Annotated in this window: 19 protein-coding genes and 2 riboswitches; of the genes, 6 read left to right on the top strand and 13 right to left on the bottom strand. The window is 44.1% G+C overall.

The genetic code is table 11. The features are described from left to right. Nucleotides 1-71: 71 nt before the first annotated feature. Nucleotides 72-116: riboswitch (PreQ1 riboswitch) on the bottom strand. A 92-nt stretch (nt 117-208) separates the two neighbouring features. Beyond that, nucleotides 209-1,504 carry a DUF2254 domain-containing protein gene (locus JOJ89_RS07590; RefSeq protein ID WP_203290052.1) on the top strand — a complete coding sequence of 432 codons (1,296 nt, stop codon included), beginning with the start codon at nt 209-211 and terminating at the stop codon, nt 1,502-1,504. A gap of 41 nt (nt 1,505-1,545) precedes the next feature. Here JOJ89_RS07590 and JOJ89_RS21125 read toward each other — a convergent pair whose 3' ends face one another. The 3 genes from JOJ89_RS21125 to JOJ89_RS07580 all read right to left on the bottom strand — a co-directional run bounded on the left by JOJ89_RS21125 (nt 1,546) and on the right by JOJ89_RS07580 (nt 4,405). Next, a complete protein-coding gene (locus JOJ89_RS21125; protein ID WP_234703361.1) occupies nt 1,546-1,668 on the bottom strand; it encodes a DUF6254 family protein in 123 nt (40 codons plus the stop codon). A gap of 89 nt (nt 1,669-1,757) precedes the next feature. Beyond that, a complete protein-coding gene (locus JOJ89_RS07585) occupies nt 1,758-3,101 on the bottom strand; it encodes a hemolysin family protein (RefSeq protein ID WP_029281738.1) in 1,344 nt (447 codons plus the stop codon). A 257-nt stretch (nt 3,102-3,358) separates the two neighbouring features. Next, nucleotides 3,359-4,405: a YkvI family membrane protein gene (locus JOJ89_RS07580; protein WP_203290051.1), complete on the bottom strand. Its 1,047-nt coding sequence runs from the start codon at nt 4,403-4,405 to the stop codon at nt 3,359-3,361. Nucleotides 4,406-4,667: 262 nt separating this feature from the next. Between JOJ89_RS07580 and JOJ89_RS07575 the strand changes: the two genes are divergently transcribed. After that, nucleotides 4,668-6,737 carry an ATP-dependent Clp protease ATP-binding subunit gene (locus JOJ89_RS07575; protein WP_203290050.1) on the top strand — a complete coding sequence of 690 codons (2,070 nt, stop codon included), beginning with the start codon at nt 4,668-4,670 and terminating at the stop codon, nt 6,735-6,737. Between the two features lie 19 nt (nt 6,738-6,756). Here the strand turns inward: JOJ89_RS07575 and JOJ89_RS07570 are convergent, their stop codons facing one another. Beyond that, complete coding sequence (locus tag JOJ89_RS07570; protein WP_203290049.1) at nt 6,757-7,194, bottom strand: hypothetical protein; 438 nt, start codon at nt 7,192-7,194, stop codon at nt 6,757-6,759. A 391-nt stretch (nt 7,195-7,585) separates the two neighbouring features. After that, entirely contained in the window at nt 7,586-9,280 is a 1,695-nt protein-coding gene (locus JOJ89_RS07565) for a M3 family oligoendopeptidase (RefSeq protein ID WP_203290048.1), read from the bottom strand. Between the two features lie 168 nt (nt 9,281-9,448). Here JOJ89_RS07565 and motA point away from each other — a divergent pair, with 168 nt between their 5' ends. Together motA and motB are read left to right on the top strand one after the other, a co-directional pair. Continuing rightward, nucleotides 9,449-10,240, top strand: coding sequence for a flagellar motor stator protein MotA (motA, locus tag JOJ89_RS07560; protein ID WP_029281746.1), 792 nt, complete (start codon nt 9,449-9,451; stop codon nt 10,238-10,240). Continuing rightward, nucleotides 10,233-10,988 carry a flagellar motor protein MotB gene (gene motB / locus JOJ89_RS07555; protein ID WP_029565442.1) on the top strand — a complete coding sequence of 252 codons (756 nt, stop codon included), beginning with the start codon at nt 10,233-10,235 and terminating at the stop codon, nt 10,986-10,988. The genes motA and motB overlap by 8 nt, the downstream gene beginning before the upstream one ends. A 488-nt stretch (nt 10,989-11,476) precedes the next feature. Here motB and JOJ89_RS07550 read toward each other — a convergent pair whose 3' ends face one another. Continuing rightward, nucleotides 11,477-11,929 (bottom strand): MarR family winged helix-turn-helix transcriptional regulator, encoded by a 453-nt coding sequence (locus tag JOJ89_RS07550; RefSeq protein WP_029281751.1) that lies wholly within the window; start codon nt 11,927-11,929, stop codon nt 11,477-11,479. A 311-nt stretch (nt 11,930-12,240) separates the two neighbouring features. On the opposite strand from JOJ89_RS07550, the gene JOJ89_RS07545 reads away from it, so the two are divergent. Continuing rightward, entirely contained in the window at nt 12,241-13,749 is a 1,509-nt protein-coding gene (locus JOJ89_RS07545; RefSeq protein WP_051827042.1) for an ATP-binding protein, read from the top strand. Between the two features lie 73 nt (nt 13,750-13,822). On the opposite strand, the gene JOJ89_RS07540 is transcribed toward JOJ89_RS07545, so the two are convergent. Continuing rightward, complete coding sequence (locus tag JOJ89_RS07540) at nt 13,823-14,770, bottom strand: aldo/keto reductase family protein (protein WP_029565441.1); 948 nt, start codon at nt 14,768-14,770, stop codon at nt 13,823-13,825. 244 nt (nt 14,771-15,014) lie between these two features. On the opposite strand from JOJ89_RS07540, the gene JOJ89_RS07535 reads away from it, so the two are divergent. Then, nucleotides 15,015-15,749: a ZIP family metal transporter gene (locus JOJ89_RS07535; protein WP_029565440.1), complete on the top strand. Its 735-nt coding sequence runs from the start codon at nt 15,015-15,017 to the stop codon at nt 15,747-15,749. A gap of 50 nt (nt 15,750-15,799) precedes the next feature. Here the strand turns inward: JOJ89_RS07535 and JOJ89_RS07530 are convergent, their stop codons facing one another. The 6 genes from JOJ89_RS07530 to mtnW all read right to left on the bottom strand — a co-directional run bounded on the left by JOJ89_RS07530 (nt 15,800) and on the right by mtnW (nt 20,167). Beyond that, a complete protein-coding gene (locus JOJ89_RS07530) occupies nt 15,800-16,048 on the bottom strand; it encodes an aspartyl-phosphate phosphatase Spo0E family protein (RefSeq protein WP_035206479.1) in 249 nt (82 codons plus the stop codon). Nucleotides 16,049-16,301: 253 nt separating this feature from the next. Beyond that, nucleotides 16,302-16,955, bottom strand: coding sequence for a cyclic di-AMP binding protein CbpA (gene cbpA, locus JOJ89_RS07525; RefSeq protein WP_029281762.1), 654 nt, complete (start codon nt 16,953-16,955; stop codon nt 16,302-16,304). Between the two features lie 126 nt (nt 16,956-17,081). Then, entirely contained in the window at nt 17,082-17,615 is a 534-nt protein-coding gene (locus tag JOJ89_RS07520) for a 1,2-dihydroxy-3-keto-5-methylthiopentene dioxygenase (RefSeq protein WP_029281764.1), read from the bottom strand. Between the two features lie 25 nt (nt 17,616-17,640). Continuing rightward, nucleotides 17,641-18,273 carry a methylthioribulose 1-phosphate dehydratase gene (locus JOJ89_RS07515; protein WP_029281766.1) on the bottom strand — a complete coding sequence of 211 codons (633 nt, stop codon included), beginning with the start codon at nt 18,271-18,273 and terminating at the stop codon, nt 17,641-17,643. Further along, a complete protein-coding gene (locus JOJ89_RS07510; protein ID WP_203290047.1) occupies nt 18,270-18,932 on the bottom strand; it encodes a 2-hydroxy-3-keto-5-methylthiopentenyl-1-phosphate phosphatase in 663 nt (220 codons plus the stop codon). Before JOJ89_RS07510 ends, JOJ89_RS07515 begins: the two co-directional genes overlap by 4 nt. After that, complete coding sequence (gene mtnW, locus JOJ89_RS07505) at nt 18,929-20,167, bottom strand: 2,3-diketo-5-methylthiopentyl-1-phosphate enolase (RefSeq protein WP_029281771.1); 1,239 nt, start codon at nt 20,165-20,167, stop codon at nt 18,929-18,931. The genes JOJ89_RS07510 and mtnW overlap by 4 nt, the downstream gene beginning before the upstream one ends. A gap of 80 nt (nt 20,168-20,247) precedes the next feature. Further along, nucleotides 20,248-20,355: riboswitch (SAM riboswitch) on the bottom strand. Nucleotides 20,356-20,384 lie beyond the last annotated feature (29 nt).

Genomic DNA, 20,384 nt, shown 5'->3' with positions numbered 1-20,384 from the left:
AAAAGACACCCTGAGTGTTCAGAAGTGTCCAGCATGTAAGTCCTCAACTAAAAAACAGCAGATTTGGCTGTTTGATCTTAGTTTTTTATAGAGGGTTGTGCTAGAACCTCTCCCGCACGCACATGCGCGGATTTTATCATTTTTTTTACCGTTCATACTATACCACGAACGGTCTGTTACATCAATCTATTTTAAAGGAGGAAATGCCGTGCCGCTCAAACCTGCTCTTGTAAAAGTAAAATCAAACTTCTGGATAACGCCAGCTGCCTATGCCGTCCTTTTCTTCATCCTTGCCATACTCAGCATGTCGGCTGACAGATTCCTTGCTGCACGAGGATATTTCAGCTATGTCCCTTCCATCTTCCTGACAGATAAAGAGCTCTCCCACACGATCTTGAGCGCAACCTCCACCTCGCTGCTTACAATGACAACCATCACCTTTTCATCTGTCCTTGTCGTTCTGACCACCTTTTTGGCTAATTTCTCGCCAAGAACCATGCATAATTTCAATACCGATTCAAAAATACAGCGGGTGCTAGGTGTGTTTGTTGGAGGGTATATTTATTCTCTCGTGCTTCTCAACCAGGTGAGAGAAAATGAGACGAGCAACGACTTTATAGTACCCACCCTTGCAATTCTTGTTGCCTTCTTATGTGTGGGCATGTTCGTCTTCCTGATTCACCATATGACTGAGTGGATTAAAGTAGGAAACGTGATTTCAAACATCACGAAAGAAACACTCGCCTCGATTGATGATAAGAAAAGACCTGAAGAAAAAAGAACTGAAAAAGAGCCCTCTTTCGAAGATGGGATTGAAGTTAAAAGCGAACATGAAGGCTATATTGAAGACATCGCTGTAGATGAACTTGTTTCCTTTGCCGCAAAACACGGAGCAGCCGTAAAGTTCCACAGAGATCAGGGAGCGTATGCAGATGAAGATATCCCACTCTTGACACTTATTTCGGATAATAAAGAAATCCGCCCGGAAGATGTCTTGAAATACATCACGTTTAATGCCGATCATGAATCAAAAAACGACATTGAATTCGGTATTCAGAAGCTTGCTGAAATCGCTTTGCGGGGCATCGCTCCAGGAAAAAACGACCCGGAAACAGCCATTGCATGCATTGAGCACCTTACTCAGATCCTCATCAAAATCGGGAAACATCATTCCCCTTCCCCCTACCACAGGGACAGCGAAGGGAAAATTAGGGTCATCCTGCCAAAGCCTGATTTTCATGATTACCTGTATACAAGCTTTTATCAGATCCGTCATTATGGAAAAGAGGATGTTTCCGTTATGGCCTCTATTTTAAAAGCGCTCATCCTGATTGCTGAAACAAACCGGGAGGAAATTAAAGAAGATATTTGGTCTTTTTCTCAATACATTTATGAAGGACTTGACACGATAGACTGGCTGAGCCTTAATAAAAAGCACTTGAATCGTGAGCTTGCATCACTTGCGCTCGCATGCGGCAAAAATGACCGGTCACTTCAGCTTTAAGACAGAAGAAAAGGAATCCGTTAAATGGATTCCTTTTTGCGTTACTGCTTTTTTTGAGTTCCTTCTTGTTCAAGTTCTTTAAAGGATTTTACTTTTCCGTGTTCATTTTGAGATTCCTTCCGGATGTCCCATTGACGCTGTTTTTGTCCTTTTGATTGAGTCATCTCCCGCAGCTCCTTTGCTGAATAGATTTCACTATTTATTTTGCCCCCGCCTTTGTGATTTAGCACAAAAAAAAGATGCCGCAGCATCTTTATTGGGTGGCAGCGATTCCATCCTGAATGACAGGCACGCTAGCTTCCTTTTTTTTTCGGATCATTTCCAGATAGCGGATATGGTGATTTTCCATATCTTTCACCTTGAATGAGTAAGAGCCGAGTTCAACAAGCTCTCCTTTTTGGATATCGTATTTCTCAGTCAGCATCCATCCGCCAATTGTATCTACATCTGAATCATCAAGCTCAAGGCCGAAAAGATCGTTTAATTCACTGATCAGGACTTTGCCGTCAATAATGTAATGATCGTCATTGATCTTTTGAACGAGAGGCACTTCATCCGCATCGAATTCATCACGGATTTCTCCAACGATCTCCTCGAGAATGTCCTCTACTGTGACAAGGCCTGCAGTCCCTCCATACTCGTCAATAAGAATCGCCATATGAATATGCTCTCTCTGCATTTTTAAAAGCAGCTCCTGCACAGGTACAGACTGAGTTACCTGAATAACAGGCCGTATATAAGTTCTTAGGGAGAACTGTTCAAGTTTTTTTGACTGAAACAAATCGGTGAAAATTTCTTTAATATTGACCATCCCGATAATATGGTCTTTATCTCCGTCAACAACGGGGTATCTTGTATATTTTTCACTTTTAATAATTTTAAGGTGTGCCTGCAGCGGTTCATCACTGTCAAGCGATATAATCTGTGTGCGCGGCACCATGATTTCTTTGGCAATGCGGTCATCGAACTTAAAAATTTTATTCACATATTTATATTCCGACTGATTGATTTCCCCGCTTTCATAGCTTTCAGACAGAAGAATCCTGAGCTCTTCTTCGCTGTGAGCGAGTTCATGTTCAGATACCCGCTTAAGTCCAAAGGCTTGAGTGAGCATTCGGGCAGAGCCGTTCAGAAGCCAGATCGCCGGAAACATCAGCCTGTAAAATGCAATAAGCGGTTTTGAAAAAGCCAGGGTGACCCTTTCTGCTTTTTGGATCGCGACTGTTTTCGGAGCAAGTTCTCCGACAACTACGTGCAGGAAGGTAATAATGGCAAAAGCAAAAGCAATCGCAAAAAAGTGTGCAGCTGCACTTGGTAGATTCAGCTTTTCAAAAACCGGCTGAAGAAGCTTCCCTACCGCAGGTTCCCCGAGCCACCCAAGTCCAAGTGCGGTAATCGTGATTCCCAGCTGACAGGCTGATAAATACTCATCCAGATTATCCGTCACCCGCTTTGCTGAGAGGGCCTGTTTGTTGCCTTCTTCAATAAGCTGATTCAGACGGGAACTCCGGATTTTTACAATGGCAAACTCAGACGCTACAAAAAAGGCAGTCGCAGCAATTAAAACCGCAATTATGAACAAATTGACTATGTCCAAATAAATTCCCTTTTTCGCAGAAACGAAAAAGGAGTCACCTCCCGGAAAAGTTCAATCTTTAAATAATAGATGGTGAAACCCTGTCATGAAGGTATTACCCCATCAATCACCTCTCCCGAAAAAATATAAAAAATTCTGAATATAAACCATCATAATATGAAGACTGTCACCAGTCAAACAATCCTACGTGTTGTTTTCTTCATAAATATGACGAAAATCAAGCTATTATGTTTGAATTGTTTTATTATTCTGCCTATTTAAAATTTGTTTTCGTTCCCGGAAGGCGGAGCTTTTCTGACCATTAGCAAGAGGAGAAAGATGAGGCTCATGTAACCGAAAACCGGGTACAAGACCGCAATCAGCGAGCTGTAGTCAATCAGGCTGATAAAAAACGCACCGCACAGCAGCAAGGCAATAATCAACATGCCAGGAAGAGGAACGACGCTTACTAGATGGCGCTCGAGACCGAACAGGTTCCCGATTACAGATGTAAACACTTCCCCGTAGATCACAAGAATATAAATGATAAAAAACGAAAACACAGATGCCTTCATGACTTCTGCCATCGGGATGTCGTAGGAGATGACATCGCGCAATGAAGACAGCGCAAAATGACTGCTGAGCAAAATAAATGTGAGAATGGCTCCGCCTGCAATCCCGCCCCATTTTGCCGTTCGTTCATCCTCAATTTCCTTTGCAAGCGGGACAAGCACAGCCTCCGCCATAGCAAGATTAAACGCCGCGTACGAAACGGCAGAGATGATCCACTTAAAGGATGAATGACCGGACATGAGACTCTTTGCCGAATGGGCATCAAAAGATGAGGCTGCCACAAGAACACTGAACAAAATCAGCATCGGCACAACAATGATATTCACGCTGAAAAGACCCTTTGACCCAAATGACATGGCAATCAGCGTCAGCGCAATCGTCAGCATAACGCCAAACCGGCTTGAAAGGTTAAGCTGCTCTTCGAAAATAGCGCCCGCCCCTGAAAGCATGACAGACGTAACCCCGAACAAAACGACAAGCATAAATAGATTCACGACTGTACCGCATGATTTTCCGAACAGGAAAAAATTAAGGTCCTGATACGAATTTGCACCTATCCGTTTTGAAATAATCATTATTTTGGAGCCAAGATGCATAAAGAAATAACCGCATAAAAGAATGCCAAACATTCCATAAACGCCATACTGCGTAAAAAATTCAACAATCTCCCGGCCGGTGGCAAATCCTGCCCCTACTACCGTTCCAACATATACAGCTGCTATCTGCACGACCTGAAACCACTGTTTCTTCATTGTTATGCCTCCGATACGAACCCTGGTCTTTTCATATGTATATGAGACAAGGTGCCAGGAAAGAAGGACAGATTGTCACTGTTTGAGGAAAGGAATGGCTCAATCCTGAAATGAAAAAAAAGGTAAAGCAAAATACTTGAAAGTCAAAATAGGTCAAACTATAATAAGAATCAAGATCATCCACTTGAGATGATTTTTCTACTAACCAAAAGTCAAAGATAGTCAAAGTCAAACATAAATTTACTGTATGGAGGTTTTCACTATGCTATGTCAAAACTGTCAAGCTAAGAAAGCATCTGTTCATTTAACTATGCAAATCAACCAGGAGCGCCATCAAGTCATGATCTGCTCTGACTGCTACGCTCAGTACAGAAGCGCCGTTCCAAGCGGAGGATTCGATCATGTTCCGCCATCACAGCCATTCGGTCCGCGTGCTGAACAAACGGCACAAAAACAAGGCGCAAACGGGATCCTTGATCAGCTGGCACGCAACCTGACACATGCGGCCAAAGCCGGCGTGATTGATCCTGTCATCGGCAGAGATGCGGAAGTTGAACGATTAGTTGAGATACTGAACAGAAGAAACAAAAACAACCCTGTTTTGATTGGAGAGCCGGGTGTCGGCAAAACGGCTGTAGTAGAGGGCTTTGCTCTTAAAATTGCAGAGGGCGATGTTCCGGCGAAACTTAAGAATAAGGAAGTCTATCTTCTTGATGTTGCTTCACTTGTAGCAAACACCGGGGTCAGAGGGCAATTTGAAGAGAGAATGAAGCAGCTGATCTCAGAACTTCAGCAAAAGAAAAACATCATTCTATTTATAGATGAAATACACCAGCTTGTAGGCGCGGGTTCAGCAGAAGGCTCAATGGACGCAGGCAACATTTTAAAACCGGCACTTGCGCGCGGAGAGCTGCAGGTTGTCGGAGCCACTACTCTGAAAGAATACCGTCAGATTGAAAAGGATGCAGCACTTGAACGCCGCTTCCAGCCTGTCATGGTTACAGAGCCTTCACTGGAAAAAGCCATCGAGATTTTGAAAGGCATCCAGGACAAATACGAAAAATACCATGAAGTTTCTTATTCGGAAGATGCGATTAAAGCAACTGTTATGCTATCGCACCGCTATATCCAGGACCGTTACCTGCCAGATAAAGCCATCGATCTTCTTGATGAAGCGGGATCTAAAAAGAACCTTCAGTCAGGCGGCGGTGAAGATATCAGCGGAAAACTCGCTGAGATCGCACGAAAGAAAGCACAGGCTACTAAAGAAGAAAACTATGAGCTTGCAGCTAAACTGCGTGACGAGGAGATAAAGCTTGAAAGCATGCAGACAACATCACATGCAGTAGTGGAAGCAGAAGATATTGAGGCCATTATCGAAAAGAAAACAGGCATTCCTGTAGGCAAGCTGCAGGAAGATGAGCAGGCTCAAATGAAAAACCTTGAAAGCAAGCTCTCCGGTAAAGTCATCGGTCAGGAGGAAGCCGTAAAGAAAGTGGCAAAGGCAATCAGAAGAAGCCGTGCAGGGTTGAAATCAAAACAGCGTCCAATCGGTTCATTCCTGTTCGTCGGCCCTACAGGAGTCGGAAAAACGGAATTGACTAAAACCCTTGCATCCGAGCTGTTCGGTACGCGTGATTCACTGATCCGCCTGGACATGAGTGAATATATGGAAAAACACTCTGTCTCAAAAATTATCGGATCACCTCCGGGCTATGTCGGCCATGAGGAAGCAGGACAGCTATCCGAAAAAGTCCGCCGCAACCCGTACAGCATCATCCTGCTTGATGAAATTGAAAAAGCGCATCCCGATGTGCAGCATATGTTCCTTCAAGCCATGGAGGATGGCCGCCTGACAGACAGCCAGGGCAGAACGGTAAGCTTTAAAGATACCGTCATTATTATGACAAGCAATGCCGGAGCCGGCCATAAGAAAGTTACAGTCGGCTTCGGAAACAGCGAAGCACTGAACGAAAGCTCATTGCTTGAGTCACTTGGGTCATTTTTTAAACCTGAATTTCTCAACCGTTTTGACAGCATCATCGAATTTAAGTCTCTGGAAAAAACAGATTTGCTGCAAATCGTAGACATTATGCTTGATGAGCTTCAGGAAACGCTCAATGAACAGCACATTAAGCTGAACATCACAGATGAAGCAAAAGAAAAAATAGCAGAGCTCGGCTACCATCCTGCCTTTGGTGCCCGCCCGCTCCGCAGAGTCATTCAGGAGCATGTAGAAGATGCCATTGCCGATGTACTGCTTGACGGCAGCCAAATCTCAGAACTTACTTTAACGCTTGACCATGATACGCTGACAGTAACACAAGGTTAAACATTGATAAGAGCTGAATTCACAGGAATTCAGCTCTTTTTTTTGCTTTAATCTTATATGGATAGACCGGGTGAAGGAATTCAATTTCTATCCGGTCCTCTATTTCAATCTCAAGCGGGTGGATTTCTGCCCCTCTTTGAGTTGGGAACCACGGCCTCCCCTGATTCACAAGAACAAATGAACCGTGATGATCCCCATAGAATGAAAACATGCGGTCTTCCCCGTTATGGATATCCTTCAAAAAATTTAAATCCTCCTGCATGTTCTTGACACAGGTGCATGGCATACCTACTTCAGAGACATCAAACCAGCCATTCCGTTTTTCGCAGATCTCCTCCCTTACAACCATTTCCAGTATGTTGCCTTCAGAATCGTAAAAGTAAGCCTGTTTCCCTTTCCAATCCATAATTTCTTCGCCTTGTTCATTTGAAAGCAAAGGCAGTCTTTCGGCCATCATGTCAAAAAAGAACTCATTTACCCTAAAGCAGAGATGGTAATATGCGGATTTCTCTGAATGTGTGAACGTCAAAAGCGTTTTTCCTGACTGAACAGTAAAGGAGTCAGAGTCTTCGGAGATTAAGTTCATACTCAGTGGTTCTGTGTAAAATTCTTTGAGCTTTAAAAGGTTTTTTGCGTGCATTTTAATGTGCAGGAATTTCATTTGGCCCACCTATTCCTTTAATAGTAATAAACTGATGCGGCAGAATTTTTCAGTTACTGCCGGCGGTTAATCAATCACCTTTTCAAGTATAGGTTTTTTGTCTTCATCTTTGCTCAGCCTTTGTGCTGAAATTCACTTCATTCATTAGACTAAAAAAACCGCCAGCTTACCGCTGACGGTTTAAAGATTACAGCTTCGTATCATCCACCTGATCAAGCCACTCGCTGATCTCTCCTGTAACAGACTGCACACAGCCATCTTCAAATGGAGAAATTAAACGCGCATCCTCCACCAGCTCAAGGAACGACTTGCTTCCGCCCTGCTTGCAGAGATGAAGGTAATCTGCCCATGCGGCATCTTTATCTTCGTGCATTTTTTTCCAGAACTGAAGAGCGCAGATTTGAGCAAGCGTATAATCGATGTAGTAAAATGGCGAGTTGTAAATATGGCCCTGACGCTGCCAGAAGCCTCCGCCATCTAAGAATTCGTTGTCTCCGTAATCACGGTGCGGCAAATACTTCCGCTCCATTTCTCTCCAGGCAAGTTTGCGTTCCTGAGGAGAAGCTTCAGGATTTTCATAGATAAAGTGCTGGAACTCATCTACAGCTACTCCATATGGAAGGAACTGAAGAGCTGCACTCAAGTGGCTGAACTTGTACTTTTCCGCATCATCCTTAAAGAAGGATTCCATCCATGGCCACGTGAAGAACTCCATGCTCATTGAGTGAATTTCGCACGCTTCATAGGTCGGGAAATGATATTCAGACAGATTGAAATGACGGCTCATATAGACTTGAAACGCATGTCCCGCTTCATGTGTGAGCACATCAATATCCCCGCTTGTCCCGTTAAAATTCGCAAAGATATAAGGGGACTTGTAATCTTCAATATACGTGCAGTATCCTCCTCCGGCTTTGCCTTTTTGAGCCAGCAGATCCATCAGGTTTTTCTCGATCATAAAATCAAAAAACTCATTTGTTTCAGGTGATAATTCCTCATACATTTTCTTGCCGTTAGAAATGATCCATTCTGCATCGCCTTTTGGCGCTGCATTTCCTGTTGTGAATGCAAGTTTTTCATCTGCAAACTCAAGCTTGTCCAAACCAAGCCGTTTTTGCTGCCTTTTGCGGAGATCCGTTGCAATCGGAACAATATATTCCTGAATCTGATCACGGAAGTTTTTCACCATCTCAGCATTATAATCCACACGCTGCATGCGCTGATACCCAAGCTCTGTAAAATTGGAAAAGCCAAGTTTTTTGGCAATCGACGTTCGGACTTTAACCAATTTATCGAAAATGTCATCGAACTTTTCACCGTTCTCTGCAAAAAATCCAAAATAGGCATCAGAAGCGCGTTTCCGTATGTCCCTCTCCTTTGCTTCGAGAAGCGGTTCAATCTGGGCGAGTGTATACTCTTTGCCGTCAAAATCAATTTTTGCAGAGGCAACAAGTTTTGTATATTCCGTCACCAGTTTATTTTCCTGCTGAAGATCTGCAAGTACTTCAGGGGAGAATGTTTTCAGCTGGGCATCAGCAAGAAGGAACAGCTGTCTGCCGTACTTTTCTTCAAGGCCGTTTCTGAATTTTGAACCTGTAAGAGCTTTGTAAAACTCCGTTTCCAGCGCTTTAATATGAGGATCCAGTTCATCCAGATAGTCCTGTTCTTCCTTATAGAACTCATCATTCGTATCAATCGTATGACGGATGGAACAGAGGTTGAATGCCGTTGAAACATGCCCCCTGATTTCTCCTATCTTCTCCAGTGCTTCTTCCTGCTTCTCCAGTGTTTCCGCCTGTTTGAACAGCTCCAGTGCTTCGTGGAAGGAAGCTTCTACTTCTTCTTTCACAGGACGGCTGTATGTATAATCCTGAAATTTCATATGTATGGTCCCCGCTTTCATCTATTAATTATTGCCTGCCACGGTTTACTATTCGCGAAAAAAGTGCTGAATCCTTTCTATCTCTTTTTGAAACTTTCCTAAAAGTTAAAGAAAAACAGACGATATTACTAATAAGAACTAGTTTCGAAAAAGGATTTGGTGAATTCTATGGATAAAACGTCCCTCATTGGATTATTGTTAGGCATTATCGCAGTCGGCGTCGGCATGTTCATGAAAGGGGTCAGTCCTGCTGTACTCCTCAATCCGGCAGCTCTGCTCATCATCATTGCAGGAACAATTGCCACGGTTGTCACTGCTTTTCCGACAAGCGAGATTAAAAGAGTTCCAAAGCTCTTTGGAGTTATTTTCAAAGAGCAGCAATCTCTCAGCATTCAGGAATTGATTCCTATGTTTTCTGAATGGGCTCAAGTAGCACGGCGCGAAGGATTGCTTGCCCTTGAAGCAAAAATTGCAGATGTGGAAGATCCGTTTTTAAAGAATGGACTGAGCATGGCTGTAGACGGTCAGAACGCTGAGTTTATCCGTGACGTCATGACGGAGGAAATTGATGCAATGGAAGAAAGGCATCTTGCCGGCGCATCAATCTTTTCCCAGGCGGGCACGTACGCACCTACTCTCGGAGTGCTCGGAGCAGTTGTCGGCCTCATTGCCGCACTCTCCCATATGGATAATACAGATGAGCTCGGAAAAGCAATAGGAGCAGCGTTTGTTGCCACATTAATGGGGATTTTTACGGGTTATGTCCTCTGGCATCCATTCGCAAATAAACTTAAGAGAAAATCAAAGCAGGAAGCTAAAGTAAAGCACGTCATGATTGAAGGGGTGCTGTCAGTCCTTGAAGGACAGGCTCCAAAAGCGATTGAGCAAAAACTCGCAACCTACCTTCCAGCTCACGAAAGGGACGGGCTGCTCGCTGAGGGAGAGAAGCTCGATGGCTAGAAAGAAAAAAAAGAAGCATGAAGAAGAGCATGTTGATGAGTCCTGGCTGCTGCCGTATGCAGACCTGCTGACCCTGCTCCTTGCCCTTTTTATTGTCCTGTTTGCCATGAGCTCCGTTGATGCGCAGAAATTCCAGATGCTTGCCCGCGCATTCAACAGCACATTTACAGGCGGAACAGGAGTCCTTGAATATCCAAGCCCTGTGCCGGACGGGGATATGGAGCAGCTGGATGATAAAAAGGAAGTAAAAGAGGATCAGCAGGAAGCACAAAAAGAAATGGAACAGAAAAAGCTTAAAGAAATTCAGGAAAAAGTAAATGCATATATTAAAGCAAACAACCTCGAGAGCCAGCTCAAAACGACCCTTACAGATGAAGGTCTGCTGATTACGATTCTGAACGATATCTTTTTTGATTCAGGCGAATCAGCCATCCGAGGCAAAGATGAGAAACTGGCAAAAGAAATTTCAAATCTGCTCGTCATGAATCCTCCGAGAAATATTATCGTGAGCGGCCATACAGACAATGTTCCGATCTCCAATGCCGACTATGATTCTAACTGGCATTTGAGCGTGATGAGAGCCGTGAATTTCATGAAGCTCTTGCTCGAAAATGAAAAGCTTGATCCAAGAGCCTTTTCCGCCAAAGGATTTGGTGAATATAACCCCGTTGCCGACAATGCAACAGACGCCGGCCAGCAAAAAAACCGCCGTGTTGAAATTCTGATTCTTCCAATTGAACAAAACTAGTAAAAAGCGCCTGACTGCAGGCGTTTTTTTGTTTGAAATATTAATTGATTGAACGTACAGGCAAGGTTAAGGAGAAATGGCGCCACTGCGGCGAGTTCCGCCACTTTTACAGGGTATTCATATGAAACGTGGCAGCACTCAGGCGCGTGGCACCACTTATACGGGGTCTTCAACTCAAATGTGGCAGCACTCTCGTGAGTGACGCCACTTTTGCGGGGGTCTTCAACTCTATGTTGTAGCACTCTACTGAATGGCGCCACTTTTGCGGGGGTCTTCACCTCAAATGTGGCAGCACTCTACTTAATGGCGCCACTTTTCCAGCGGTCTTCACCTCTAAAGTGGCAGCACTCAGGCGCGTGGCGTCTCAATTGAGTGTCTGTGTCATCAAATGCCAATCACAAAGGCTTTTATACCAACAGAAAAAAATCCGGACTAATTAACTCCCAGTCCGGATTTTTCTTTGGCTATCTGACTTTATCCCAGCATTTTCACTCATGACTGTCGCGGGCATGATATCCGACTTTTTTCATAAGATCAATGACAGTCTGCTTTTCCTCTTCCGATAATATGCCGACAATCTCATTCAACCGTTCCTGATGAGCAGGAAAAATGCGTTCAATCAGCTGTTTTCCGTTTTCGGTGATTTGAGCAAACGTCACACGGCGGTCTTTTTCGCACGCCTTTCTAGTCAGCAGCTGTTTTTGTTCCAGCTTATCGACTACATAGGTGATGCTTCCGCTTGCAAGGAGGATTTTCCCGCCGATTTGCTGCAGGGGCTGGTCGCCTTTGTGATACAGCAGCTCCAGTACGGCAAATTCCGTCGGATTAAGTCCAAAGCTTGTAATCTGTTTATTCACTTGATCGTTAATGGCACGGTGAGCACGTGACAGCACGATAAAAAGCTTTAGTGACTGTTCAATATCTGTTTGTGTATTTTCCACTTTTCATCAATCCTTCGATAACTAAATATCTTGAATTCTAACTATTAATAATACAGACTTTGTTTTCTGCTGTCAAGAAGAGCTCATTCGTGCAATTTAGAAGGATTGTTTCCTTCTAATAAGGCAGCAGCATTTTCCATGAAAACTCTCCCCTTTTCTTTCCATCATACATAAAAAGTCCTATTTCTTCAATAGATGGTTTCAAGGTTCTCACAACGCTTTTCCCAATTCTTCCTTCCTAGTAGAAAACATGTAAATGGTATATAATTGAAAGTATGCCTAATCGGCAATATCAAACTGGGGCGATTAACTTGCTGAAAGATTCTGCACACTACAGAAAAGCTGCCGTCTATTTTTTAATCGTGCTTATCCCCTCCCTTTTGATCAACACAGGCATTTATTTGTATCAAAAGGATAAAATCATGGATGAACACAGGGAAGAGGCAGCGTTTTTAATTACCATTCACAAAAATCAAATTGATAATCTGATACAGGATACAAAAGCGAGGCTTGAAACAATGTCCCTCATTCTTGAAGAAGAAACGGACACAGCAAAAATCCAGCGCATTCTGAATGAAGCGCACAGCCAGGAACCCCGCTTTTCCGGTCTTTATTATGTGAAAAAGAACGGTGAAATAACAGCCGGAACGTCAAAACTGATGAAATCTGTCAACATATCAAACCGCGCGTTCTTCCAAAGTGCCCTGGCTACAAAACAGTCGAAAGTTTCAGATGCTTATTTCGGAAACATAACAGGTGATTATATCGTTTCCATCGGCACTCCCGTACTTGATGATGAAGGAGAAGTCAGGAGTCTGCTTGTAGCAGCGGTTAAAGTCGATTATCTTCAGAACATCATGAACGTGATCAGTCCGAGACTGACGATAAGTGTCATAAATGGCAGCGATCACACGATTTTCACTGCAGGCCGCTCAGAACCGACCGGCAGCATCGAACCTGTACGCGTTTATTTAGATCAGATCCCCTGGAAACTTGAAGGCTTCCCTGAAACCGTCATCACGGCTGATCATACGAAAGACATTGCGGTGTACATGCTGATTGTTTTCGGTCTGATGAACATCATTTACATTCTCATTCAGAATTACTTGCTGAAGAGGCGTGCTCTCTTGGAACAAAGCCAGATTGATGCACAGAAAGTCGAGCTTGTCGGAACACTCGCTGCAAGCACCGCACATGAGATCCGGAATCCTCTTACGGGAATCAAAGGGTTTATCCAGCTGCTTCAGGAAAAATACAAAGATTCAGAGGATCAATATTATTTTTCTGTCATTGACATCGAAATTCAGCGCATTAATGAAATTGTAAGTGAATTTTTAGTCCTCGGAAAACCAACAGCCCATCACCATGCTGTAAATGATCTGAATGCGATCATCCTGGAATTGTCTCCGCTCCTTGGATCAGAAGCCAACTTATACAACACAGAATTGGATTTAAAGCTGAATAAAGAACCGCTTTATATTTTCTGTACAAAAGATCACATAAAGCAAGTCCTTCTGAATCTTGTAAAAAACGCTCTGGAAGCGATAGATAAGCAGGAAGGAAAAGTGACGATAGCTGTCAGGAAGTTCGATGGCAATGCGCAAATTAAAGTAACGGATACAGGCAAAGGCATGCCGCAGGAAGTTCAGTCCAAACTTTTCCACCCTTTCTTTACGATGAAGGATACTGGAACAGGACTTGGTCTTGTCGTATGCAAACGCATCATCACCATGTACAAAGGCACGATATCAATTAAAAGTGTGCCAAACAAAGGCACCGAAGTAACAATTATGCTCCCTCTGACAGAGCCAAAAGCCTGAGGCATCATTAAAACACAAAGAAAGAGTGACAGGATCGCCTGTCACTCTCATTTGCATTTGCCTATGTATCCTGTCAGCTTGTAATAATTTCCTCAATCCTCTGCAGGGTGCTGTAGCCTAAAGCTACATCAGATGCTTTTGCATTTTCAGCGATCTGATCAGGATGAGATGCACCGACAAGGGTGCTTGCAACGTTATGCTGGCGCAGGGTCCATGCAAGGGCAAGCTGGGCAAGTGTGATGTCGTGCTCTTTTGCGAGCTGATCGAGCAGCTCTACTTTGCGGTTCACCATATCATTTAAGATCTGCTTCATCCATGAATTGACGTTTTCACCTGAAGCACGGCTGCCTTTCGGGATCAGCCCCTCTTTATACTTTCCTGTCAGGATTCCCTGAGCAAGCGGTGACCAGACAACTTGAGATACACCGGCATTTTCGCACATAGGGATGATTTCTTCTTCAATATCCCGGTGAAACATATTATATTGCGGCTGATTGACGACGATTCTGTCAAGAAGATAACGGTCTGATACACTGAGCGCTTCCTGAATTTGCGCAGCCGTCCATTCGCTGACCCCTGCATAAAGAACTTTTCCCTGGCGGATCAAGTCGTCTATTGCCCTCAGCGTTTCATCAAGAGGCGTTTCCTGGTCATAGCGGTGGCAATAAAAAATATCGACATAGTCAAGGTCCATTCTCTTTAGACTCGCATGAACCTGTTCCATAATATGCTTTCTTGAAAGCCCTCTGTCGTTCGGCCCGTCTCCCATCGGCCAAAACGCTTTTGTCGTAATGACATAAGAGTCGCGCGGAAATGATTTAAGCGCCCTTGACATGACGACTTCTGCTTTCCCGCGTTCATATACGTTGGCACTGTCGAAAAAGTTGATGCCCGCTTCATAGGCCCTATGGATAATTTCAGATGCTGCCCGCTCATCTACTGTTTTCCCAAATGTAAGCCAGCTTCCAAGACTGATTTCACTAACTTTTAACCCCGATCTCCCAAGCCTCCGGTACTGCATCTCCATTCCCCCTGTTGTGCATGATCAATATCGTTATCTTTAACTTATCAGAAATTTCAAATATCGTAAAGAGAGAGAATCGCCGTCCTTGCGACACAATTTGACACCGCCCCCTCCTCAAATCAATCATTCTCCTTCATTTTTTCTCTGCTTCGTCATCAAACAGGTGCAAAGTCTATCTTTTCACAGACAAAATCAGCTATAATATGGCTAACATAGATCCGTTTAAAAAAGGAGCAGTAACATGACAGAAGTTTTACTCGGCAGCACACTGTCTGCCCTTGCTACAGGACTCGGGGCTCTTCCTATCCTGTTCCTGCAAAATACGATTACACACAGGTGGAGAGATATTCTGCTTGCTTTCACCGCAGGCATCATGATGGCTGCATCCATGATGAGCCTGCTTCCTGAAGCGCTGAATCAGGGAGGGTTTCTTGAGGTCTTTGCCGGACTCTTTCTCGGTGTTTTGGTGCTGACGACACTTGAAAAAAAAATCCCCCATATAGACCTTGAGCATTCAAAATACGGCATACAATTTGACGAAAAGGCGTTCCTGATTATCGCTGCGATCACGATGCATAATCTGCCGGAAGGACTTTCTGTAGGTGTCAGCTATGCATCAGAGCAGTCAGAGACAGGAAATCTGATTGCTTTCGCCATTGGTCTGCAGAACGCTCCTGAAGGATTTCTCGTCGCCTTATTCCTTTTTAATCAGAACATCGGCAAATTTAAAGCTCTGATCATTGCAACTATGACAGGCGCAGTTGAGATCATAACTTCGCTTCTGGGATTTTATTTGACGTCATTCGCGGACAATCTCGTTCCTTACGGCCTGTCCTTTGCAGCCGGGGCCATGCTGTTCATTATTTATAAAGAGCTGATTCCTGAAAGCCACGGGGACGGAAATGAACGGAATGCAACCTACTCCTTCATTCTAGGAATATTGTTCATGATTCTGCTCATTGAGACCTTCGGCTAAATAAAGCGAAAATAAAAACGGCTGAGCTGCGAGCTCTGCCGTTTTTGGTTCTATATAGTAAGTCCTTCCCGATCTGTCCATTTTTTCATAGAATGAATAAACCGCATAAAAGGGGGGGTTGTCCGGTTTTCTTCTTCAAAAACAATCTGCTGGTATTGGTTTAACAGCATGTCCAGTTCCTGGCTGCACTTCACGGCCTCGCTGCTCGTATATCCTCCGGCCCTTGCAGAGTCCATCATTTCTTTCCTTTTTGTATCGATGCTCTCAAGCAGCTGGGTCTTATCTGATACAGTTGACATTTTCTTCCCTCCGCCTCATCCAAAAATATCTGTAATGGGAATAAATATTCAAGTAAATTATTACAGATACTTCTAAACTTGTAAATAGATTAGCAAAATCCGACAGCTTTTTTACAGGACTTTTTGACAATTCTGTTAACACACTTGTATGAACCGACTCGTTTTCCTTTCTTTTCCCATATTCCCCCACATTAAAACCTATATTTCCAACTTTTTTTATAATAAAAAAGAACCGGATTTACCGGTTCAGCAGTTATTTTATCAGTACTTTATCACTTTTGTTTACATCATCCACCGCGGTCACTCTGAAATCTTTTTCTTCGAGTTTTTTAATGATTTTATGAAGCTTTTTTTCTGAAATATCATGGGACAGATTGACGATGATCCGTCTTAAATATGTATCACCATTATCCAGAGTGAGCAGCCCTTCAATATTTACATCTTTGATCGCAGAAACAAGTTCCTTGATGGCACCCTTGTGTTCCTTAGTGCCGACAGTCAGGATATATCCTCCTGTTTTCATGCCGAATGAATCTTCAAGGACATCCATAATGTTACCATGTGTAATAATTCCGGAAAATTCATCTTTTTCATTCAGAACAGCTAAAAATGGAAGCCTTCTGATTGTCAGAAACGTTTTAAAAAACGAATCCTCCTCGTAAACAAATGCATCCTTATCTACAATCAAAGATTGAATTGAATCCTCATCCTTGCCCTGCTTTTCTACATAATAATCGAGCAAATCAACTTTATAGATCAAACCTGCAAAAACTGTCCCGTTGTCTTTCAGAACAGGAATGCTGCGGTAACCTGATTCTTTCAGCAATTCGTAAGCTTCTTTTACAGTACTCTCCGCCTTGCAGTACCTGACATCTTCTTTTTTTACAAAATTGTAGCGAATTTTCATGCGGACATTCCTCCCCTCTTATATTGTTGAAAATTTACCATAGAACAGGACAAGAGTAAAGAAAATTCTAATTATTAAGCCCACAAGAAACCCCCTTCCTGAAAATGAAGGGGGGATTAAGACTGTTTAAGCCTGCTGCTGTTCTTTTTCGTAGATAGGCACCCATCCTTCAGTCGTTACAAAAATGCGGACTGCTACTACTTTGCGGTCTTCCTGAAGCGTAAAGTAGTGGCGGATGTTCGGAGGAACAGAGATCAGGTCGCCGGGATTCAGTTCAACGTCGAAAAATGAGCCGTCTTTTGCCTGGATAATAAAAATACCGTGGCCGCTGACAATAAAGCGGACTTCATCATCTGTATGATGGTGCTCCTTCTGGAAATTTTGAAGAAGCTGTTCAAGATTCGGCGTGCTTTCAGACAAAGAAATAACGTCCTGTGCCTTGTAGCCGCGGCGTTCCGAGATATCCGCAATTTCATTTGTGAACACCTGAAGAATTTCTTCTTTCTGTTCATCAGAAAGGCTGTAGTTTTCTCTCAATGCCTCCGGCAGCTTCTCAATATCCCATTGCTCATAAATGACCTCCTGCGCATTAAGAAATGCTGAAACTTCCTTTTGATCTGTTAATCTTTCATTCGTTTCTTGAAAACGGATTGTCGCCATCCTTCATTCCTCCTGTATGGTAAATTTATCGCACGAGCGATTTTGCCTGTTTAAGAGCAAGCAGTTTCACTTGATAGGAAAATAAAAATTCGCACGCTTCCAGCACTTTTTTGGCTTCAAACGCGTCTTTTCCCCAAACCGTAATGCCGTGGTTCCGGATAAGAACGGCACCAGAGCTGCCTTTGACATGTCTGCCGAAGTCAGCAGCAAGAGCAGGAATGTCCGCAGGGTTTTCAATAATCGGAATATGCCATTCGGCATCCTCCTCCCACAGCCCGAAAGCTTTAATGATCTCCTGCCCTTTGAAGGTGATTCCGCCTTCATCGCCATACAATTCAGAGATCACATTATTGTCTACAGTGTGGACATGGAGGCTGCAGCCGGCACTGGTCCGCTTATAGATTTCTACGTGCAGAAGGGTTTCTGCTGAAGGTCTTTGTGCTGTATCTTCAAGGGGTGTTCCAGCACCGTCCACAAGCAGAAAATCTTCATCTGTTTGGAGTCTCTTGTCTTTTCCGCTTGATGTGACCAGAAATGAGAGCGGATCTGAATGAACTTTTATCGCAAGATTTCCGCTTGTTCCCGGAAACCAGTCCCGTTCAGCAAGTTCCCTTTTCACAGCTGCAAGCTCACTCCAGCGCTGTTTATATAAGCTCATACTGCCGCCTCCTGCCTTTTCTTCAGCCCTTCAATCACGTCATAAAAAGTTGAAAATGCCTGATGCCGCAGCTGAAGAGTTTCACATTTTTCAAGAAGATAATCCCGGGCAAACACAAAATCTGCAAGCTTTGCCGCTTCAAGATCTGTCACCGAATCTCCGATTACAATGACCTCCTGATCAGAGGAAGCAAGCTTTCTGATGATGCTCGGCTTGCAGCATCCGCAGTCATTTGTGCACCTGTCATCACATGAGTTCGGCCAGAGGATTTGAACAAATTCCCCGCTGAAATCTGATTCGTTGCAGTAGACACGGTCATGTTCTACAAGCCCGTTTAACAGCGGATAAACGAAAAAATCAATTCCTCCGCTCACAATGTACAGCGGTATTTCATGATCTTTTGCAAACTGAACAAAGTCACTGAATCCGTCCCGGATCTGTGCGGTGAACAGCAGGTGCTGAATCATATCCGCCTTGAGTTTTGAAGGGATCAGCTCAAACATCCTTCCGACGCCTTCACGGACTGAAATGCGCTGGCTTAAAACATCATCTTTTAAAGTGTTCCACTCAGGAGGAGCGAATCGTTTCATGAGCGCGATAATATTGTCATTGTTTGTAATGGTGCCGTCAAAATCACAGATAATAACCGGTTTGCTCATCGGCCCGCCTCCACCTGACCCCAAAGATCAAGCGCAAGCTGTAGGTCGCGTTCGCTTTTAGCTTTTTCAGATAATGAGATGCCTTCAAGTACAGCATCGATTGCAGAGCGGAAAGCTCTTCCGCCCGCCTGCGCGCCGTTTGGATGCCCGTGTACGCCTCCGCCGGCATTAATGACGCTGTCGATGCCGAAATCCTGGATAAGAACAGGAACAAGGCCCGGATGAATTCCAGCTGATGGAACCGGAAACGTTTCTTTTATGCCGGAAGTCTCTTTGCACGCTGCACCGATGGACAGTGCCGCATCCCTTTCAAGTGCCACACTGCCGTATGGCGACGGGAAGAGGGAAAAGTCCGCACCGCATTGCCGCAGCAGCTTTCCAAGCAGCAGAGAGTGCGAAATCCCGTATAGGGCGGAAGAAGACAAGGCTCCGCTTACAGCAGGGTGCGCCATGATCGGGACATGAATCTCCCTGTCTTCTGCAAGCTCCTGCAAAACGTCAAGACCATAAGCGAAAACATTAAACAGCAGGGCGTCCGCCCCGAGCTCTGCAGCGCGTCTCGCCTTCTCTTTGAGGCTGAAGGTCTTTCCAGTTAAATTAACAGCATACATAGCTTTATGGCCGGTCTCCTCATACACGCTGCCAAGCACTTCTTTTCCTGCTGTAATTCTTTGCTCAAACGGAGTCAGAGGATTGTCAAACAGGATTTCGTCATCCTTTACAAGGTCAACGCCGCCAAGTACCTGATGCCTGAGCTGTTCTTTTAAAAACGCGAGATCACGTCCAATGACTCCTTTGAAAATGCTCATGAGAAGAGGCCGGTTATAGACTCCAAGCTTTTCCCTGATCCCGCTTATGCCAAATGCAGGTCCCTGAAAGGAAGAAAGAAGATCTCCTGTAAACTCCAAATCAAGCAGTTTCACTTCGCCGTCAAGGGAAAGCTTTCCGAAAACCGTCGTAAGGACTGCAGGAAGGTCATGAGAGTAATTAAGACCAGGATAAAATATTTTTACAATTCCTTTTTTCACTTTTTTTCCGAGAAACTCCGAAATGCGTTCTTCAGCATCCGTTTCTTCAACTGATACAACTTGGCCCTTGTGCTGTTTCAGCTGCTGCTGTGTAAGCTCCGGAAGGTCCGTCCATGAGCCGACCGTAAGGCCTATGGCGATTCCTTCTGCTTTTTTTTGGATGCTGCTCTGATCATAGATGAGATAAGTTGCTGTAACGCCGCTCATGATTATGCCTGCCTTTCGAATTAGAAAATAAAAAAGGTCCCCTCCGCTGACGGAAGAGACCTTATCTGAAATGGGTAAGATCCTTATCTGCCAGCAATTGCTGCAAGATTTAGCACCGTGCTTAAACATCGTTTAAGTCGGTTGCCGGGCTTCATCGGGCCAGTCCCTCCACCTGCTCTTGATAAGAATTGTATATGTTCTGAATAACCTGAAATTA

It is taken from the genome of Metabacillus sp. cB07, assembly GCF_016839225.1.
Classification (GTDB): domain Bacteria; phylum Bacillota; class Bacilli; order Bacillales; family Bacillaceae; genus Bacillus_P; species Bacillus_P indicus.
This window is presented reverse-complemented; position numbering and strand designations above follow the sequence as displayed.

What these genes read in the sequence shown, in the direction of transcription:
- motA (WP_029281746.1), top strand. Translation starts at nt 9,449, where the DNA reads ATGGATAAAACGTCCCTCATTGGATTATTGTTAGGCATTATCGCAGTC.
- JOJ89_RS07510 (WP_203290047.1), bottom strand. Translation starts at nt 18,932, where the DNA reads ATGAGCAAACCGGTTATTATCTGTGATTTTGACGGCACCATTACAAAC.
- JOJ89_RS07575 (WP_203290050.1), top strand. Translation starts at nt 4,668, where the DNA reads ATGCTATGTCAAAACTGTCAAGCTAAGAAAGCATCTGTTCATTTAACT.
- JOJ89_RS07530 (WP_035206479.1), bottom strand. Translation starts at nt 16,048, where the DNA reads ATGTCAACTGTATCAGATAAGACCCAGCTGCTTGAGAGCATCGATACA.
- motB (WP_029565442.1), top strand. Translation starts at nt 10,233, where the DNA reads ATGGCTAGAAAGAAAAAAAAGAAGCATGAAGAAGAGCATGTTGATGAG.
- mtnW (WP_029281771.1), bottom strand. Translation starts at nt 20,167, where the DNA reads ATGAGCGGCGTTACAGCAACTTATCTCATCTATGATCAGAGCAGCATC.
- JOJ89_RS07540 (WP_029565441.1), bottom strand. Translation starts at nt 14,770, where the DNA reads ATGCAGTACCGGAGGCTTGGGAGATCGGGGTTAAAAGTTAGTGAAATC.
- JOJ89_RS07515 (WP_029281766.1), bottom strand. Translation starts at nt 18,273, where the DNA reads ATGAGCTTATATAAACAGCGCTGGAGTGAGCTTGCAGCTGTGAAAAGG.
- JOJ89_RS07570 (WP_203290049.1), bottom strand. Translation starts at nt 7,194, where the DNA reads ATGATGGCCGAAAGACTGCCTTTGCTTTCAAATGAACAAGGCGAAGAA.
- JOJ89_RS21125 (WP_234703361.1), bottom strand. Translation starts at nt 1,668, where the DNA reads ATGACTCAATCAAAAGGACAAAAACAGCGTCAATGGGACATCCGGAAG.
- JOJ89_RS07565 (WP_203290048.1), bottom strand. Translation starts at nt 9,280, where the DNA reads ATGAAATTTCAGGATTATACATACAGCCGTCCTGTGAAAGAAGAAGTA.
- cbpA (WP_029281762.1), bottom strand. Translation starts at nt 16,955, where the DNA reads ATGAAAATTCGCTACAATTTTGTAAAAAAAGAAGATGTCAGGTACTGC.
- JOJ89_RS07535 (WP_029565440.1), top strand. Translation starts at nt 15,015, where the DNA reads ATGACAGAAGTTTTACTCGGCAGCACACTGTCTGCCCTTGCTACAGGA.
- JOJ89_RS07520 (WP_029281764.1), bottom strand. Translation starts at nt 17,615, where the DNA reads ATGGCGACAATCCGTTTTCAAGAAACGAATGAAAGATTAACAGATCAA.
- JOJ89_RS07580 (WP_203290051.1), bottom strand. Translation starts at nt 4,405, where the DNA reads ATGAAGAAACAGTGGTTTCAGGTCGTGCAGATAGCAGCTGTATATGTT.